Annotated in this window: 1 pseudogene; it reads left to right on the top strand. The window is 66.0% G+C overall.

Going from position 1 to position 209, the window contains the following annotated elements:
* Positions 1-209, top strand: a pseudogene (locus N826_RS44700) (hypothetical protein); the annotation flags it as partial.

The raw sequence follows: 209 nt of genomic DNA, 5'->3' as shown, positions 1-209 counted from the left end.
TCACCAGGGCGAACTTCTTCGACCCGGTGCTCAACGCCAGCTACTACGAACTGGCCCGCCACTACGGTACCGCCGTCCTGCCGGCGCGACCAGGCAAGCCACGGGACAAGCCGGCGGTGGAGAATGCGGTGCTGCAGGTCGAACGCTGGATCCTGGCTCCGCTGCGCCACCGCACCTTCTTCGGGCTGGACGAATTGAACGCCGCCATT

Source organism: Skermanella aerolata KACC 11604 (genome assembly GCF_000936425.1).
In the GTDB taxonomy this organism is placed as follows: domain Bacteria; phylum Pseudomonadota; class Alphaproteobacteria; order Azospirillales; family Azospirillaceae; genus Skermanella; species Skermanella aerolata.
Note: the sequence above shows the minus strand (reverse complement) of the source record. Positions and strands in the feature narration are given on the sequence as shown.